Here is a 17,045-nt window from a genome sequence, read left to right on the forward strand (position 1 = left end):
GCTGTGGGCGGTGAGCAGTGAGCGGTTTGTCAGTACCGGGAGCGGACCGGGGTCCGCGCGCGGGCATCCCGCGCGGGGTGGTGGTTGCGACCGGGTCATATAAACATTGAATGTCCGATCCCGTCGCTACCGCTCCGGGTGCTGACACAACGAAGCCGATGAATCTTAAAATAATCCACTTTGTATTGGCGCTTGCAGCCGTTTGCGCTCTAGCGGCCGTCGCGCCACAGTCAGCCGCCGCACAATCGCCTTACACACCCGTCACGAAATACGATCCGAAACGCGACGCCGCGCGCGACATTGATGACGCGGTCGCGGAAGCAAAACGCTCGAATCGAAGAATTTTGCTAATCGTGGGTGGCGAGTGGTGCAGCTGGTGTCACATCCTGGATAAATACTTTGGCGTTCAGCCCGATGTGAAGGCGCTGCGTGATAAGAACTTTGTGACTGTGAAGATTAATTTCAGTGACGAGAACCCAAACGAGGCAGTCCTGTCACGCTATCCACCGGCCGAAGGTTATCCGCACATTTTCGTGCTCGAGTCAGACGGAAAGTTTCTGCATTCTCAGGGTACGGGCGTGCTCGAAAGTGGAAATTCTTACGACCTGGAAAAGATGAATAACTTCCTGAAGCAGTGGGCGCCACCGGTCAAACCCGCAACCACGCCGTAACGCTTCAGTCTTTCGGCCGAACTCTCAATTAATCCACTTTGTTTCTGCCTGCGCCCGGCGACTCCTGTCCAGTCAACAGCGATGTAAAACTTTTGGCAACGGGACACGCGTGTCAATCGGATTAAACTAATGAAGCGCCGAAGGCCGCGACGGCTCTACCGCGCCGCAGTGCGGTGAGGCTTGCCTCAGTGTGGTGAGGCTTGCCGCACCGTTGAGGGCTGACCAAGCGCCACGGCTCTACCGCGCCGCAGTGCGGTGAGGCTTGCCTCACCGTTGAGGGCTGACCAAGCGCTGAAGGCTCTGCCGTGCCGCAGTGCGGTGAGGCTTGCCTCACCGTTAAGGGCTGACCAAGCGCGACGGCTCTGCCGTGCCGCAGTGCGGTGAGGCTGCCTCACCGCTGAGGGCTAAACAAATCTGCGAGGCTACGCTTCGCAAACAGACAGCATGAATCTGATTACTCCCAACTCTCCTGCTTATTATTTGACGTCGGTTACAAAGGATCGTCTACCAGCATTTCGGCTTGATAAGCTGAAGTCAGTAGCGTGCGACGCGCTTGCCGAAGCTCGAACCTCGGGCGGATTTCTCATCTTCGCCTACGTCATTATGCCCGACCACTTTCATCTCATCTCCGACAGCGAGAAAAAGCCGGCAAAGGTGCTTCAGTTCGTTAACGGCATCGTCAGCCGCAGAGTCATTGATTTTCTTAAGCAGCACGGACACGACTCCTCGCTGCAGAAACTTCAACATCAAGAATATCGTCGGGGACACAAATACTCACTTTGGGATCACCATCCAAATGTTCGTCTCTTGACAAGCGAGAATATGTTAATGGAGCGCGTTCACTACACCCATCAGAATCCCGTTAGAGCAGGCCTGGTGAACAGAGCGGAAGACTACCTTTACTCAAGTGTGCGGATTTGGAATGGAATGCCGCTTGAAGATGAACCTCTAACCGTAGACTTAGATAAACTTCGCTGGAGGAAGGGCAGAGGCGCAGCCTCTTAGGTAAGAAGGCTCGGTCGGTGAGGCAAGCCTCACCGCACTGCGGGGCGGCAAAGCCGCTGGTTGCGCCCTCAACGCTGGCAAGTCTCACCGCCCGCGGGGCGCCCAAGCCGCTAGAGTCTATTTGCCGCCGCCTACAGGTTTTAGGCCGTCAGTCGTATGAATGCGCTCGCGTTCCGGCGCATGGTCGGTGGAATGCGCTTCGGTGGCAGGCGCACGTCGGAAGCTTGGAATGCGCGCCCGGATTGGTTCGGTAAACGTGTGGGCGGCGCGAGCCCATCGCTTCCAGCGCGCCGTCGATCCAAGATCATCGAGCAGTGAGTAAGCGACCGGCGTGGCGATTAGCGTCAGCAGCAGCGAAAGGGTTTGTCCGCCAATGACTACCACCGCGATCGAACGGCGCTCTTCGGCGCCGGGCCCGGTACCGAGTGCCAGCGGCAACATCCCCGCGACCAGCGCCAGCGTCGTCATCAGAATCGGTCGCAGACGATCGCGATTGCCCTGCATGATGGCTTGCGCGCGTTCCATACCCATCTCGCGCAGCTTGTTCATGTGATCGATCTGGAGAATCGAATTCTTCTTGACCACACCGAACAGCACCAGCAGACCGAGCGCGGAATAAAGATTCAACGTGTCGTTGGTCAGCCACAGCGATAACAATCCGAAAGGCATCGACAACGGCAGGCTGAGCAGAATCGTTATCGGGTGAACGGTGCTCTCGAACTGCGAGGCGAGGATCATGTACATGAAAATGACCGAGAGGATGAACGCCCACACGAACTCAACGAAAGTTCGTTCCAGTTCGCGCGCGCGACCGGCAACCGTCGTGGTGTATGCGACCGGCAAACCCATCTCGGCGACGGCGCCGCGTAGTGCCTGGATGCGATCGGCGAGCGCATGACCCGGCGCCACCGAGGCACGCAGCGACACCTGGCGCTCGCGATCGAGGTGATCGATGCGTGACGGACTTATCTCGCGCGTAATATTCACGAGATTGTCCAGCCTGACCAGACCGCCGCGCGATGACGGCACATAGAGACGCCCAATCGTCTCCTGGTCGGAACGATCGCGTTCGCTCAGACGAATCTGCACGTCGTAATCTTCATTCAGTGACTCGTCGCGGTAACGCGAAGCCTGATCCTCGCCGCCGACCATCAAACGGAGATTCGTCGAGATGTCAGACGTGTCAACGCCCAAGTCCGCGGCGCGTTGCCGGTCGATCTTGACGCGCAGCTCCGGCTTATTCAATTTTAAAGACGTATCGATATCAACGATGCCGCCAAGTTTCGAAGCGCGCTTGCCTAACTCTTCCGCGTATTCCGAAAGCTTCTCGATCTCCGGACCACGCAAAACAAAATCGATGTCAAAGCGGCCGCCAGTCCCAAAGTTGAACGAATTCGAATTGCGGACACCCGCGCGCATCGGCGCAAAGCGTTGCAGACGCTTGCGAACTTCCGTCATCACATCCTGCTGCGTGTAGTTACCGCGGAAAGCCTGCCAGGGCTTCCCTTTTTTCAGCTCCGTCCAGATGCGAGTTAACGACAGAGTCCGCTCTTCATGCGGCGCAATGCGCACGTAAGCGCCGCCGGAATTCAGTCCGCCAATGAACGATCCGCCCGCGCTCGACAGCACCAGCCGCACGCCATGGGTCGCCATGATCTGCTTCTCGATTTCCAGCATGGCGGCGTTCATCACCTGCATGTTGGTGCCTTCGGGACCGTTGATGTTGACTTCGAATTCGGCCTCGTCAACGTTGCTGGGAATAAACTCCTGCTTCACCGCGCGATAAAGCGGGACCGTGGAAAAGATCACGGCCAGCGAGACCACTGAAACGGCGATACGATGGCGCATCGCAAAGCTCAGCATCCACGTGTAGCCCCAATCGATCCAACGATAGAACCCCTTGCGCGACGACGCCTGGCCGTGCCCGCCCGTGTCTTTCACGCGGATCAGACGCGAACTCATGACCGGCGTCAGCGTGAAGGAAACCAGAAGGCTAACCATGATCGCGACCGCGGCGGTAATGCCGAACTGGTAAAGGAAGCGACCCGAGATCGAAGACATGAACGACACCGGCAGAAAGATCACGACCAATGAAAGCGTGGTCGCCAAAACCGCGAGACCGATGTCTTTCGTGGCTTCTTTGGCTGCCTCACGCGGCGGCATACGTTTCTCTTCAATAAACCGGAAAATGTTTTCCAGCACGACGATCGCGTCGTCGATCACGACGCCGACCATCAACACCAGCGCCAGCATCGTCACGCTGTTAAGAGTGAAGTCCAACGCGCGCATCATTGCGAACGTCGAAATCAGCGAGGCCGGAATCGCCACTGCGGCAATAATTGTCGAGCGCCACGAGCGCATGAACAGAAGCACGACCAGGCTGGCGAGAATGCCGCCGAGGACCAGGTGCGTCTGAATCTCGTGCAAAGCCGACTCAATGTAGCGGGACTGATCGCGAATGATTTCAAGCTTTACGTCCGACGGAAGCTGCCCGGTCAAGCGCGGCAATTCCCGCTTGATGCCGTTGATAACTTCGATTGTGTTCGCGCCTGACTGGCGACGAATGTCCAGCGTCACCGTCGGCACGCCGTTGAGCCGCGCCAGCGACCGCTGCTCTTTGGTGCCGTCTTCGACGCGTCCAATGTCGCGCACGCGAATCGGCGAGCCATTAATGTTGGCAATAACTAACTCTTCAAATTGGCGCGGATCGGTGAAACGACCGAGCGTGCGCAGCACTAACTCTTCTTTTCCGGTGTTCACGTTGCCGCCCGGCACGTCCGCGTTCTGTCGCTGCAGCGCCTGCCGAACCTGCGTGATCGGAATTTGATATGCCTCAAGCCGTTCCGCATCGACCCACAGATTGATGGCGCGCTGAAGCCCGCCGACGACGCGAACTTCGCCGACGCCGCCCACGCGCTCAAGTTGAGGCCGGGCGATTTTGTCCCCGAGTTCGGTCAGCTCGCGAATCGAACGATCAGCCGAGAGAGCGATGGTCAAAACCGGCGTACTGTCGTTGTCGAATTTTGAGACGACGGGCGGGGTGGCGTCTTCAGGTAAGCGGCGGCCAAGAGCGGTAACGCGATCGCGAATGTCCTGGGCGGCTGATTCTATATCTTTATCGAGTTTGAACGTGGCGATGACAAACGATTGGCCCTGACTTGAAATTGAACGCAACTCGTCGATGCCATCGACGGTGTTCACTGCGTCTTCAATCGGTTGGGAAACCAGCGATTCGACTTCTTCAGGCGACGCGCCGGGAAGTCCGGTGCGAATGCTGACGGTGGGCACGTCAACTGAGGGGAAACGATCAACTCCCAGGCGGAAATAGCTCGCCGCGCCGACGACGACCAAAGAAAGAATGATCATCGCGGCGAAGACCGGACGGCGAATACAAATTTCGGCTAGTTTCTGCATTACAAAGCGCTAGGACTCATTTTCCATTTTTCATCTGACATTGGCTTTGTCCATTCCTCAGTCATAAATCGGAACTCGTGCAGTTGTAATGAGAAATGATAAATGCCAAATGACAAATGGAAAATGATCGTTATTCCGTAACCGTCACCGCCTGCCCGGACTGTAAGTTGCCCGGATTCACCACGACCGGCTGACCAACATTGACGCCGGATCTTATCTCGACCCAATCGGCGCCGCGCCGGCCGGTCATCACAACTTTTTCCACGGCCTTGCCACCTTCAACGGTAATCACTTTTTCGATGCCGGCGAATGTAACGATCGCGCTCGGCGGAACGGTCGCCGCGCTGCTGGTCTGATCCGTCACAATCTCGGCGCGCACAAATGCGCCCGGTCGCAGGCGGCCGCTATTGCGCACGTCGGCTTCGACGGCGAGCACCCGATTCTGCTGACTGATCGACGGACTCAAACGCTTGACGACGCCGAGATAGGCTTCCGGATCGCCTTCGACGGTGACGCGCACGCTTTGTCCGTTGCGAATATTGTTTGATTCACGCTCAGGCACATCGACCCGCAGTCGCAATGGATCGATCTGCACGATGTCGGCAACCGGGGCGCCCGCGGCAAGATACTCGCCCACGCTCGCGCTCTTCTGCTGTACGACCCCACTGATCGGTGCGTAAAGCACCGTGTCGGCAAGTTGCTGTCGAGCGAGATTCAACTCTGAACGTCTTTGCGCCAGAAGGCCTTGCCGGTTCCGAATTTCTTCGATGGCATCCTGATAACGGCTGGCGGCAACTTTGTACTCGGCGTCGGCGGTGTCGTACTCAGCGCGCGGAATAATTCCCTGATTGATCAAACGCGCGGCGCGATCGCGTTTCGCTTTCGCTTCGTCGAGCACTGCCTTCGCTTCTCGCACCGGTCCGGTTTGCTCGAGCGCTACGCGATCATCGCCACCTGCGGGCGACAATCCGACGCGCGCGCGGGTTTGGGCCAACGCGGCTTCTGCCTGCTGGACGCGGAGTTGATAGTCCTGCTGCTCGAGCCGCGCAATCGCTTGCCCCTTCCGCACGACACTTCCCAAATCCACGGTTATCGATTGCAGGCGTCCCGCGACTTTCATCCCGACAGTCGTTTGGTCGTAAGCGGCCAGCGTTCCGTTAACGGTCACTGTGTCGCCGATCGGCGTCTCCACAACCGGTACGGTTTTTACCTGGCGCGCCTGGCCTTTGCCATCGCCGGGGGCCGCCCGACCGGACGCCGGATAATCACTTTTGCAGGCAGCCGAACCGAGGGCCGCAACTGCGAGCAACGCGATAGCTGCACGTTGAGAATAGATCCAAATATTTGAAAGCAAACCCATCGTCTTTTCAGTAGGATGCGTGAAGTCTAGCACGTTAGACGACGGGAGGTTGAGTTGGGTTACGGCTTGAGCGTTACCGGTGAATAGCCCAGCCCATCGGGTTCTTTTCCTGCGGTCAGTCGACCGGCGACTTGCCAGGTCTTCAGGTCGATCATAGTCACGATGTCAGCGTTGGTATTCGCGACGAACGCGTGCGAGAGTTTGGACGCGACCAGGATTCCCACGGGCACTGGACCCTGGCCAAACTGATTCCCAAAAATGCGCTGGCCTGAAGTTGCTCCCTCAGCTGCCTTCAATTGCATGGGAATTCGCCGCACTTCTTTCCTGGTCACGGCGTCGAAGACTGCCACGTCACCAGAACGCGCGTTTGAGACCAGAACGAAACGGCCTCCGGGCGCGAATTTCACGCGAATGGGAAAATCTTTTGACTCGACCGTCGCTAGTATCTGCAACGTTTTCACGTCGATCACTGAGACGGTATTAGCCGCACGGTTTGTCACCCACACTTCCTTTTCATCGGGTGAGATGTCGATGCCTTCGGCGCCGGCACCCGTGGCGAGATCCGAAATCTTCTTACGCGTCTTCAGGTCAATGACCGTGACCGAGCCGGATCCAATGTTCGCGACGAAAGCCTTATTGCTGCGCCGGGCGAGCACGACCATGTGCGAGACGTTCTGATCGGTTGTCACTGCGGCTGCGACTTTTCCGCTCTCAATGTCCACCACCAGCAGAGCCTTGTTCCCCTCAGCCGTGACGACGATCTCATTTCCGCGCAACCACTCGATGCCATGTGGGCGGCGATATTCGCCGAGATCGATCGTTTTGAGTGTCTTCTTGCCGGCAACATCAATGACAGTCAGAGAACTTCCCGGAGCCTGCTGAGTGCCGTAGTTTGCGACGACCGCGATCTTGCCGTTGGGCGAGACGGCCACTTCGTGCGGACCGGCGCCGGTGGGGATGGTGGCCACGGCGGTGTTAGTCGCGACGTTAATCAGCGAGACGGTGTTGTCGGATTTGTTCAGCACCAGCAGCGTGCCCGAATCGGCAGCCGCGATCGTGGGCATCGCCGCGACGGCGAGAAGACAAATAACCAGACGGAACAAATTGAAGAGACGCATAGAAAAACTCCTTAGTCGTTACCGATGACGCGCAGCGAGAGTTTACGTGCAGACTGGATCATCTGCCAGTGGTGAGGAACGATCCAGCACGCCGGGGCGAGCGTACCGACTTATCCGCCGAAGCTCTTCCGAATCAGGTAAGACATCTTGATGAAGAACGTGCGGCCGTTGCGACGAAACCCCGGTTCCAGATCGCCGGTAAATGGATTGAAGCCGTTGCGATTGAGATCGTCGTTGTAGCCAGCGTAGAAAGCAGTGCCCGGATTCGGCGTCCAGCCCAGCAGGAATTGGCCACGAACGTTCGATGCCAGCGTGTCGTAGTCAACGCGCGCGCGCGCAAACCAGAACCGGGTGAACTGATATGTCCCGCGGAAGGCGTAAATGTTGTCGTCAAACGCGACGAGGTTCGTGTCGTAACGACGGAGACGCGACTTGTTGTAATTCAACGAAAGCTGCAATTTCTCGGTCGGCTTGTAAGTGAAGGAGCCGTTCAAATCCACTGCGAACCCCGGTCCCGGATCGAGCGCGACTCCCTGTCCAAATTGAAGCGCCGCCGGACTCACGCGCGGATACTTTGGCCCGCCGCCAAAGTCGTAATCCAACGCGCCATGGCCAAAGTTGGCGAAGAAGCGCATTGAAAATTTCTTGCTCGGCGTGGCGCCGCCGCCGAAGAACCAAACCTTGTTATGCGAAGATCGGGTCGGCTCGCCAAAGAACGCACCCGCCTGCGCCGCCGTCCGCTTGGCGCCAAATTCTTCCTCGTAAGCCTTCTCGTAACGATCGTCAAACCCGCCACCAAAGAATGATTGCTTTTGGAAATTGAAGAACAAATGGGCGCCGGACTGCCCGCCCTGAATTCGTCCGTCCCAATCGTAGAGAAGCTGATTGAAGCTTTCGACGTTCCACGATACCAGTCGCGCTTTCTGTTTCGGAGTCGAATTCCAGGAGATGTAGAAATCGTTCTCGTTTGTGTTGGTGCGACGGACAAAGCCGACATCCGAACGGAAATCGCGCGTGCGGCCGAACGCGAACGCCTGGATGAACAGGTTGCGACCCGCCTTGTCGAGTTGCGCGAGATAACCGAAACCGTTTCCCTTGCGGTAAACCAGACGGCTTTGACAGAAGCTTCGCTCACGCCCGGTCAGGCTGGCGCAGGCGGTCGTCCGGTCGAGTTCGGGATCGCGAAAGTAACGATTCGAAGTCGTGCCCACCGTGTGAAGCGTGAGGGTCGTCTGCTTGTCGAGCTTGAACCGGCCGTCGATGCCGAGGATCTGGTTGTGCTTTTCAATAAAGTTGTATGAGGTTGCCACCAGGCCGACGCGGCTTTCCTTGCCGACATCTCGGGTCAGGCGTAACACGCCGATGTAGGCCTTCTTGTCCAACAGTGGGAAGTTGAATGAATCGAGTCGCTCGTCGCCGGTGAATGTTCCCGGACCTCGATCTGCCGCCACCATCAAACCGTAAGATGTGCGCCCTTGCTTGCCCACCCACTTTGCGGCCACGAGTGGATTGATGATCGTGCGCGTGTGCACGACGTTCAGCGGCAACTGAAAAAGTTCGATGCCTTCAAGAAAGAACGGTCGTTTCTCCTGAAAGAAAATCGGAAAGCGTTGGTTGGTCGTGACCACCGTCGCGTCGGCTTCGACCTGCGCAAAGTCAGGATTGATGGCAAGGTTAATTGTCGAGGTCGGGTTCAGCGTGTACTTCGCCGTCAATCCGAGATCGAATTTGATCGGCTCGTTGACCATCCGGCCCGGATCGTTCGGAATCGGAAGGTAATGCGGCAGCATCTTGCCGGTCTCTGAAACGGTCAGACTGGGAATCAGTTCAAGTGTGCGTTCAGTTGAGATGCCTTCGAACCCGGTAATCTTTCCAGCTTGATTCAACAACCCGTTAGTGTCGCGCGAGATAGGCATCCACGAATCCTGCTCGCCGTTCAAACGCTGGATGATGCGAAAGATCTGAATGCCCCAAAGTTTCCCCTTGCCGGCTTCGTACCGCAGCGACTTGAACGGAATCGCCACTTCAACGACATAGCCATCGCTGGTGATCGACCCTTTCGACTCCATCACGATGTCGACGCTGAAATCGACGTTTACACCTTCGGTGCGAATGCCGTCCATCTGTACGCCGAGCGGATTGAACGCGAGCACATACGCCTTCCGCTGGTCGTTGAAGGTGTCGAGCAGCACGCGAATGCTGTCCTCGACCCCGTTGAGAACGTCGTCGCGTTTGGCGATCGAGGCGCTGACCTTGTCAGGGTCGTCGAAACAATGAAACGCGATATAGAGAGTCTTTGAATCGTAGCCCATCATCACTTCGGTGGGCTTCGAAGGCGCTGTATTGTCACCCGGACTGGTTTGATAGAAGTTCTTGAAGGTGGCAGCGCTTTGCCACACGGCATCGTCAAGCCGGCCGTCGATCACCGGGGCCTTTTCAAACCTGCCGATGGTAACCGGTTGGCTTTTCTCAGGCGGAAGCACAACGCGTCCTTTTACCGGTGCGGGTGATGTCGCGGCCGTTGAATCTGTCGGCGAACTAGTGGGTGAGGCAGCAGGAGACGGGGCCGGCGTGGCAGTCGGGGTCGATTTCGCTTGAGCGGTGAAAGCCGCGCAAACAACAAATGCGGACGCCAGGGCGGATCGGGCAACCCGGAGAAAAGTTTGTGTGCCACTCATGCTGAAAATTAGGTCAGAACCATCCGCCTGAATGGATGGGTCGAACACTACTCTCGTTGCGTTTTTTAACCCACCCGCTATCGACCACTCCAGCGCGGCTGCCGCGCCAAAGACCGGGTGCAGGTGGTACTGATCTCACTGCGCCGCCGGCTAGAAGCTCTTGCGGAACAGCCAGGACATCTTGACGAAGTACGTGCGGCTATTGCGCCGGAAGCCCGGCACTATCTGGCTGCTGAATGGATGCACAGTGTTGTAGTTCAAATCGTCGTTGTAACCGGCGTAGAACGATTTGCCCGGACTCGGCGTCCAGCCCAACAGGAACTGCGAGCGCGCGCGCGAATTCAGCGTGTTGTAATCGATGATGGCGCGCGCGAACCAGGCCTTGGTGAATTGATAGGTCCCGCGCCAATTCCAGATGTTGACGTCAAACGCAACTTGACCGGTGTCATCCCGGACCAGTCTTTGTTTATTGAGGCTCAGCGAAGTGCGAAACTCGTTGGTCGGTTGAAAGGTGATGCCGCCGTTTATTTGCAAAAGGTTTCCGCGGCCCGGATCCAACGGCACACCAAAACAAAGAGGCGATCGAAGATCCGGCTGATTGGCCGCCGGCGGATCGCACTGACCCGTGGCGACTAGTTGACGTGCTGCAATTGCGGGTGGACTCACGCGTGGATACTTTGGCAGGTTTCCAAAATCCAAATCGAAGTGTCCCCAGCGGTGCGTAACCTGACCGTTGAATTGGACCTTCTTGTTGAAATTTGAGCCGAAGTAACCTGACAGGTGGTGCTTCATCGAAGAACGTTCGTTGTCCGGCCCCCAGAACGTACAACGCGTGGCGCTATTGCCCCCAAACGGATTACACGGTCGCGCCTCGCGCGTGGCGCCGAATTCGTGATCGAATAAACGTTCCCAGGCCGGCTCATACCAAACACCGACCCAACTGCTGCGCGGGAGGCTCAACTCAGCCAGGTTCTCGGACTCCCAAATATACATTCGACCCTGCCAGTCGTAATCGACGTGGGTGAAGTTGTGAATGTGATATGAAACTAACGTCTTCTTTGGATTGCGATCTGAGTTGTAGCGCAGGAACGCAAAATTGAAATTCGAGTTCGGTCGCTGGAAGAATCCGACGTCCGCGCGATAGTCCTGGGTGAAGCCGTCGCCGCCGAGCTCATATCCCCAGTTCCGGCCGGAAACACTGTAAACCGTGGAGTAGCCAAAACCATTTCCCGTGCGATACCGGGTGATGCCGTCGTCAGGATCGAAGAAGAAATTCCGCGACGTTGTGCCCAGCGTCTGAAAAGCAAAGACTGTCTGCTTGTTCAGCTTGAAACGGCCGTCGATCGCGAGCAGTTGATTGTGCTTCTCGATGAAGTTGTAAGTGGTCGCGAGCATGCCCAGCGTGTTTTCCTTGCCGATGTCACGCTTCAGCCGCAACACGCCGATGTAGGCGTTCTTATCGACAAACCGTTCATCGTTACAGACCACGCGCGGATCCAGCGAGCGGCGTTCGAGACACGAGCTGAGCGCTCCGCGCTGATCGGCGCTGAGATTTCCCGGCCCATTATCGCTCGCCAGGATCAGGCCAAAACTGTTGCGACCGATCTTGCCGGTAGTCTTCACCGCGATGTCCGGATCGACGATCGCACGCGTGTGCACGGCGGTAACGCGCGTCTGAAAAATGTCGATGCCTTCCAGAAAGAACGGCCGTTTTTCCGGGAAGAAGATCGGGAACCTTTGGTTGGCGGTGACGACAAGCTGATCAGCTTCGACCTGCGCGAAGTCGGGATTGATCGCCAGATCGAGAGTTATAGCCGGACTGGGAACGAACTTGAGCGTGAGACCCGGGTCGAAACGAAGGCGGTCGTTCACGATCCGGCCGGGGTCAGTCAGCGCCGCCGGGGTGTTCGGGAAGATACCGTACGAACGAACGAACCGGCCGTCCTGGGAAAGCGTGATACTTGGAACCAGCTCGAGTGTGCGCTCTGTGGAGATTCCCTCGAGTCCCGTGATATGACCGGCCTGATTCATGTTGCCGCTGATGCTGCGCGAGAATGGCATCCACGAGTCGAGCTCACGGTTGAAGCGCTGGATGCGCCGGAAAAAGTGGACGCCCCACTGTTTGTCTTTGCCGGCTACATACCGAATCGATTTAAAGGGAATGGCGATCTCGACGTAGTAGCCGGTTTCAGTGATCGTTCCCTTTGAGTCAAACACGACATCGACGCTGAAATCTTCGCCCCGGCCTTCAGTCAAAATTCCGTCGCCTTGAATGCCTAACGGATTAAAAAAGAATTCAAAGGCGCGGCGCTGATCATTAAACGTGTCGAGGAACATCCCGACATAGTCGTCCTGAAAAATGTTGTCGCGTTTAGCCACGGTCGAGCGAATCTTGTCCTGCTCATCGAAAGCACGAAACGCGACGTAGAAGAATTTTTCGTCATAGCCGAGCAGGACCTCAGTCGGCTTTGACGGCGCGATGTTGTCACCCGGATCGATCTGATAGAAGTCCTTCAGGACTGCGGCCTCTTTCCAAACTTCATCATCAAGCTTTCCATCGATGACGGGCGGCTTACTCAGCTTCGGGACACGGACCGGTTGGGCCTTTTCAGGCGGAAGGACGACGGTGCGGCCGCTGCTGGCTGCCTTCGCATCAACGCCCGCAGTTGCCGGTGTCGGCGCGGATGCCGGATTGGTGCTCGCCGGGCTGGCAGAAGGACTTGCAGACGGGCTTGCAGTAGCAGTCTGCGCATAGGCCCCTGAACCGCAAACCACTAAAGCAAAAAAGATGAAAAGCAACCCGGCCACTGTCGCTGGGCGGACAAATGGCAATCCGAGAGAGGGGAAAATATTGAAGGTCATTAGGTGCTGGCTCCGCGGCGCTTCGGCTATTACACGAAATGAGTGCGCCAAAGGTTCCCCGAAAATGAAGTGGAAGTTCGGTGTATGAAAACGATTCCCGCCGCCGTGATGAACCGGTTGCATTGATGAGCGAGTTTACGCCCGGGTTGGCTTGATTGTTTGTAAAGAGTTGTAAAGTTGGGGCGAAATGCCGCTTGGGGCTAAGCCGCCTTCTTTGTGTTCTGAGACTTGAGCAGCCGTTCGACCGTGGCAAGGAAGCTTTGGGGATTGAGTGGCTTTGGCTCGTAGGCGTTCGCGCCCAGCTGAAGTGCGAAGGTGGCGGTGCCGGTCCCGAACGCGGTCGTCACCAGGATTGGCGTCTGCTCAAGCGTGGGAGTGTCGCGCACGCGGCGCACAACGTGAACGCCGTCTGCGCCTGGCATCTGGATGTCGGTGACTATCAGCTCGGGGCGCGTGAAGAGGGCGGCGTCGTAACCAGCAACGCCATTATCAGCCACCGAAACCTCGTGGCCGCGCGCTTCCAGCGCCATCCGCATCAACTCGCGCGCGACATCATCATCTTCAATTACTAAGATCCTGGACATAGTAACGCCTGAAACCTGGCTCCATCCTTCTCTCTTGTACGTCTAGTAAAGTGCGATTTGGGTCGCGCTTCCGCGGTTTTCGCAACGGAGGCAGGGCATAAAAAAAGCGTGAGCGAAGCTTAGCCTCACTCACGCTTTCCTGCTGGGGTTAGGATCTAATGGTTAATTAGTAGCCGGCATAGCCGTCATCATACCCGTTCTCAAATGCCTCACGGTAATATCGTTGGTACAGACCACGATCGCCGAGCCTTGAGCTGTAGTCACGCGTCGCCTTCTGAAAATTGCTTTCGTCACGGAAGTCGAAGCGTTCGCGATTGTTGCGATCCTTGCGGCCTTCCTTCGCGCCGTCCGCGAAGCCCGCGTTCAAAGCCGTCTGCCGCAGATCAAATGACCCGCCCAGATCCGGATAGCCATCGCTGAATCTGCCGTCGCGCCGGTTGCGATCCCATCGACGACCCCGCCGATCATCGCGTCGATCACGATTCTGTTCGACCCGATTATCGCGGCGATTGCGATTCCACCAGTCATCGTTCTGCTGTGCCTGAGCGGTCCCACTCGACATTACAAACATGCCCGCGAAAAACAGTCCCAGGATTAAGCCACCTAAAGTACGTTTGAAATAATTTGTCTTCATCATCGTTGACCCTCCACCGGGTATGCACCGCAATGAACATGCCAGAGCCCTTGGAGCTATAACAGCCTTGTTTTCATCCCATATCGTGTCGGTTTAGACGACACCAAGCGCAAAAAGAATACGGTATTCGAATGCAGTTGACTCGCTGCCCGATCTGTCGTAGAAGCAGCATCTGTGAACACACCACCAGAAAAGACTTTCGAGACTGAGCAGCTTTTGCGGCACATGAACGAAGAGTGGATAAAGGCTTTATCGAACCGCGACGGCGCCACTCTCGATCGGCTTATGGCTGATGATTTTGTGTTCAGTTACCCGCTCGAAGGGGATGACAAAGCTCAGTTCATCGCGGACTGCGTGGGGGGTAATCTGACCGTCAAACACATTCATCGCGATCAAATCAGCGTGCGGGTGTTCGGCCCGACTGCGACACTGACGGCGCGTGATACCACGAACTGGATTTATCATGGGCGCGAGTTGTCGGGCCAATACAAAATTCTCAACGTCTATTCAAAACGCGACGGCGAATGGAAGCTGTGCGCCCTGCAGGCCTGCCCAATCAATCCTTAATCTAAGTGATGACCGTTGCACCCGCACGCCGCTCGGCGCTTGAAATTCTGCGCAGAGTCGAAACGGAATTCGCGTACGCGTCAGTGCTGCTGGCGGCGCTGGATTCGAGCATGCGCGAAGACGATCGCGCGCTGTGTCATGAATTGGTCCTGGGGGTCCTGCGGCGAAAGCTGTGGCTGGACAAAACCATCGAACACTTTGGCGAGCGCAAGATCCAGAAGTTGGATCCGGCTGTGCGTCTGGCGCTTGAGATCGGTCTGTATCAGCTTCGATTTCTGACGCGCGTGCCCGCCTCTGCGGCCGTGAACGAATCAGTGAATTTCGTGCGGGCGTCGCGCGTGAAATCAGCCGCGGGATTCGTTAACGCCGTATTACGCCGCGCCACGCGCGAGCCTGACTACGATCCGGTCACCGCGCTTTCCGATCCTCTCGAGAAGCTATCGATCGCGACTTCGCATCCGTCGTGGCTGATTGAGCGCTGGGTCCAGGCGTTCGGGTTTGATGAAGCAGCAGCGTTCGCGCGCGCGAATAATCAAGCCGCGCCAACGGCGGTTCGCTTCACCGCAAAAGCCGCGCGGGACGAAGGCGCAGCCGAGCGAGTCCGGCAAACCTTACGAGACGCTGGCGCCGAGGTCATCGCATCCCAAATTGCCCCTGATGCGTGGCGTGTCATGGGCGCCTCGCATGTCGTCCGGGAATTGGCCAACGAGGGGCTCATCTATTTGCAGGATGAAGCCTCGCAGTTACTCGCACATCTGCTTGATGTCGGCCGGAATCAGCGCGTGCTCGATTTGACGGCTGCACCCGGAAGCAAAGCAACGCACATTGCGGCTCTCGCGCCGTCTGCAACGATCGTCGCCGGCGAAATTCATCCGCACCGCGTCGAAACGATGCGGCGGCTCGCCGCCAAACAGGAAGCGCGCATTCACATGTTGGTTCACGATGCGACGAAGCCGCTTTCCCTTCCCGACGAATCGTTTGATCGCGTTCTGCTCGATGCGCCATGTGCCGGCACCGGGACGCTGCGGCGGAATCCCGAGATTCGATACCGGCTCAAGCCTGACCACATTAGCGAGCTTGCGGACCAACAGAAACAGATGCTCGCGTGTGCGACCGCTGTCGTCCGCCCGGGTGGCCGCTTGGTGTACTCAACCTGTTCCGTTGAACCTGAAGAGAATGAGCAAGTCGTCGATCACTTTGCATCAGCAAATCCGGACTTCAGGCGAATCGATTTGAGCGCGGCATTTTCATCCTTCATCCCTCATCCTTCATCCTTTCCGTTGCGGTTATGGCCGCATCGGCAAGGCTGTGACGGGTTCTTTATTACAGCTTATGAAAGGGTCGGTTGAACTTGGTCAGAAGGACCGACTTTAGTCGGGCATTTCGCGTGATGAAAAGGAGCCGACTAAAGTCGGTACTCTAACGCTATCCTTGCTGCTGCGGTACATGTTAGACTTCGCGCTTCATCCGGCTTCGGGCTTTGGCAACATTGATGGCTCCAACCGTTCGGCAAATCCTCTTAATCCTAAAGCGAATCGTGATAGTGATCGGCATCGCCGTCGCATTCTCGTTCGGCTTGGCGGGTGCGATCTATCTGTCTCTGCGCAGTTCTGAGACGCGCGTCCCGAATGTAATTGGTAAAGACGAAAAATCAGCGGAAGCCACCATCAGCGATGCCGGCTTGAACTTTCGCGTGCGGGCCCGGCGCGCCACCTCCGAAGCAAAACCTGACACCGTTCTTGTCCAGCTGCCCTACGCGGGCGAAGTCGTGAAAGTTGGTCAGACGGTCGCGGTGGACATAAGTCGCCCGACGGCAAACGGCGAGTCAGCCACGCCGGCTAATGCGAACGCAAACACATCAACCGAGAATACGAACGAGAACAAGAACACGAACTCATCAGCCACGGCGACACCAACGCCACGGCGGAAACCGGCAAATAAGAACGCGAACGACAACGTCAATGCGAACGCCGGCGCGAACCGGAACCGTAACGGCAACGCGAATCGCGTGACGCCGAACGCAAACGCGATCCGCACGGCGACCCCGGCAAACACGGGGAGCAACACGAATAGCGGAAACACGCCCCGGCCGCCGCGCAACTCAAACGCAAACCGCCGTCCCGTCGCGGCGCCAACGCCGGGTCAGTAACTC

At 57.2% G+C, this 17,045-nt stretch carries 12 protein-coding genes; 5 read left to right on the forward strand and 7 right to left on the reverse strand.

Going from position 1 to position 17,045, the window contains the following annotated elements; translation table 11 throughout:
- Positions 1 to 158 precede the first annotated feature (158 nt).
- Complete coding sequence (locus VFX97_16255; protein HEX5704753.1) at positions 159 to 671, forward strand: thioredoxin family protein; 513 nt, start codon at positions 159 to 161, stop codon at positions 669 to 671.
- 444 nt (positions 672 to 1,115) lie between these two features.
- Positions 1,116 to 1,676, forward strand: a complete 561-nt coding sequence (locus VFX97_16260; GenBank protein ID HEX5704754.1) for a transposase — start codon at positions 1,116 to 1,118, stop codon at positions 1,674 to 1,676.
- A gap of 117 nt (positions 1,677 to 1,793) precedes the next feature.
- On the opposite strand, the gene VFX97_16265 is transcribed toward VFX97_16260, so the two are convergent.
- The 7 genes from VFX97_16265 to VFX97_16295 all read right to left on the reverse strand — a co-directional run bounded on the left by VFX97_16265 (position 1,794) and on the right by VFX97_16295 (position 14,329).
- Positions 1,794 to 5,090 (reverse strand): efflux RND transporter permease subunit, encoded by a 3,297-nt coding sequence (locus VFX97_16265; GenBank protein ID HEX5704755.1) that lies wholly within the window; start codon positions 5,088 to 5,090, stop codon positions 1,794 to 1,796.
- Positions 5,091 to 5,220: 130 nt separating this feature from the next.
- A complete protein-coding gene (locus tag VFX97_16270) occupies positions 5,221 to 6,450 on the reverse strand; it encodes an efflux RND transporter periplasmic adaptor subunit (GenBank protein ID HEX5704756.1) in 1,230 nt (409 codons plus the stop codon).
- Between the two features lie 59 nt (positions 6,451 to 6,509).
- Complete coding sequence (locus VFX97_16275) at positions 6,510 to 7,568, reverse strand: cytochrome D1 domain-containing protein (GenBank protein ID HEX5704757.1); 1,059 nt, start codon at positions 7,566 to 7,568, stop codon at positions 6,510 to 6,512.
- A gap of 110 nt (positions 7,569 to 7,678) precedes the next feature.
- On the reverse strand, positions 7,679 to 10,246 hold the full coding sequence (locus VFX97_16280; GenBank protein ID HEX5704758.1) for a DUF5916 domain-containing protein: 2,568 nt from the start codon (positions 10,244 to 10,246) through the stop codon (positions 7,679 to 7,681).
- A 150-nt stretch (positions 10,247 to 10,396) separates the two neighbouring features.
- A complete protein-coding gene (locus VFX97_16285; protein HEX5704759.1) occupies positions 10,397 to 13,108 on the reverse strand; it encodes a DUF5916 domain-containing protein in 2,712 nt (903 codons plus the stop codon).
- 200 nt (positions 13,109 to 13,308) lie between these two features.
- A complete protein-coding gene (locus VFX97_16290; protein HEX5704760.1) occupies positions 13,309 to 13,692 on the reverse strand; it encodes a response regulator in 384 nt (127 codons plus the stop codon).
- Positions 13,693 to 13,858: 166 nt separating this feature from the next.
- Positions 13,859 to 14,329, reverse strand: coding sequence for a hypothetical protein (locus tag VFX97_16295; protein ID HEX5704761.1), 471 nt, complete (start codon positions 14,327 to 14,329; stop codon positions 13,859 to 13,861).
- Positions 14,330 to 14,500: 171 nt separating this feature from the next.
- Here VFX97_16295 and VFX97_16300 point away from each other — a divergent pair, with 171 nt between their 5' ends.
- The 3 genes from VFX97_16300 (at position 14,501) to VFX97_16310 (ending at position 17,042) form a co-directional block, all read left to right on the forward strand.
- A complete protein-coding gene (locus VFX97_16300) occupies positions 14,501 to 14,893 on the forward strand; it encodes a nuclear transport factor 2 family protein (protein ID HEX5704762.1) in 393 nt (130 codons plus the stop codon).
- Between the two features lie 8 nt (positions 14,894 to 14,901).
- Positions 14,902 to 16,242: a 16S rRNA (cytosine(967)-C(5))-methyltransferase RsmB gene (rsmB, locus tag VFX97_16305; protein ID HEX5704763.1), complete on the forward strand. Its 1,341-nt coding sequence runs from the start codon at positions 14,902 to 14,904 to the stop codon at positions 16,240 to 16,242.
- Between the two features lie 143 nt (positions 16,243 to 16,385).
- A complete protein-coding gene (locus VFX97_16310; protein HEX5704764.1) occupies positions 16,386 to 17,042 on the forward strand; it encodes a PASTA domain-containing protein in 657 nt (218 codons plus the stop codon).
- Positions 17,043 to 17,045 lie beyond the last annotated feature (3 nt).

The sequence above is a fragment of the Pyrinomonadaceae bacterium genome (assembly GCA_036277115.1).
In the GTDB taxonomy this organism is placed as follows: Bacteria; Acidobacteriota; Blastocatellia; order Pyrinomonadales; family Pyrinomonadaceae; genus UBA11740.